This window comes from Flavobacterium anhuiense (assembly GCF_004151235.1).
Classification (GTDB): domain Bacteria; phylum Bacteroidota; class Bacteroidia; order Flavobacteriales; family Flavobacteriaceae; genus Flavobacterium; species Flavobacterium anhuiense_A.
This window is the reverse complement of sequence record NZ_JUIV01000041.1, coordinates 1-1,596: the sequence shown is the minus strand read 5'-3', so window position 1 is coordinate 1,596 and position 1,596 is coordinate 1. Positions and strand designations below refer to the sequence as shown.

1 pseudogene is annotated in these 1,596 nt (G+C 42.6%); it reads right to left on the bottom strand.

From position 1 onward, the window contains the following. Window positions 1-1,596 (bottom strand): annotated as a pseudogene (locus NU08_RS22165) (hypothetical protein); the annotation flags it as partial.

Here is a 1,596-nt window from a genome sequence, read left to right as displayed (position 1 = left end):
ATTATCATCTGTAACAGTTACAGTGTAAGTTCCTGCTGCAAGACCAGTTGCAATTGCGGCATTTCCGCCAGATGGAGCCCAAGAGTAAGTATAAGCTCCTGTACCGCCTGTTACGCTTACTGTAGCCGATCCGTTATTTCCGTTATGGCAAGATACTGTTGTCGGAGTTGCAGTTAAGGTTAAAGCATCTGGTTCTGTAATTGTGATGGTATTTGTTGTAGAACATGAATTTTCATCTGTAACCGTTACGGTATATATTCCTGCTGTAAGGCCTGTTGCAGTTGCCGCACTTCCGCCAGACGGAGCCCAAGAATAAGTATAAGCTCCGGTTCCTCCAGTTGCAACTACAGATGCTGTACCGTTATTGCCTCCGTTGCAAGACACATTAGTATGTGTGTCAGTTGCTGAAAGTGCTGTCGGTTCTGTAATTTGTACAGACTCTGTTACAAAACATCCGTTTTCATCAGTTACAGTTACAGTATAAGTATTTGGACTTAATCCAGTCGCTGTTGCGGCAGTTCCTCCAGATGGTGACCAAGAATAGGTATAAGATCCGGTTCCTCCTGTAGGAGTTACAGTAGCAGTTCCGTTATTTGCCTGATAGCATAAAACGTCTGTTTTAGCTACCGTTGCTGTAAGAACAGGAGGTTCCGTAATAGTTACGCTTGCCGTAGTTTGACATAGGTTGGCATCTTTGACAGTAACTGTATATGTTCCTGTCGGTAAACCAGAAGCAGTTGCGGCAGTTCCTCCAGAAGGAGACCAAGAGTATGTATAAGTTCCTGTTCCTCCAGTAACATTTACTGTTGCAGATCCGTTAGAACCTCCATTACAAGAAACATCAGTTTGAGAAATTGTTGCAATAAGTGCATCAGGTTCTTTAATTTGCACCGTTTCTGTTATAGAACATCCATTAGAATCGGTAATTGTAACAGAATATGTATTCGGACTTAATCCCGTCGCTGTTGCTGCTGTTCCTCCAGATGGTGACCAAGAATAGGTATAAGTTCCAGTTCCTCCAGAAGGAGCTACTGTAGCTGTTCCATTATTTGCGTGATTGCATAAAACATCCGTTTTTGATATTGTTGCTGTAAGCGCGTCAGGTTCTGTAATTTGTACAGACTCTGTTACAAAGCAGCCATTTTCATCGGTTACAGTTACTGTGTAAGTGTTTGGACTTAATCCAGTCGCTGTTGCTGTATTTCCTCCAAATGGAGACCAAGAGTATGTGTAAGTTCCAGTTCCTCCAGATGCAGTTACAGTTGCTGTTCCGTTGCTAGCCTGATGGCATAAAACATCTGTTTTGGTTATTGTTGCTGTAAGAACTGGTGGTTCAGCAATAGTAACACTAGCTGTTGTTTCGCATAAGTTAGCATCTTTTATTGTAACCGTATAGTTTCCAGCAGTAAGGCCAGTGGCAGTTGCATTAGTTCCTCCAGCTGGTGACCAAGAATAAGTGTAAGTTCCAGTTCCCCCAGTGACATTTACTGTTGCAGATCCGTTAGAACCTCCATTACAAGAAACATCTGTTTGATATGTTGTCGCAGTAAGTGCATCAGGCTGAATTACTTCAACAGTTGCAGTAGCTGTACAAGA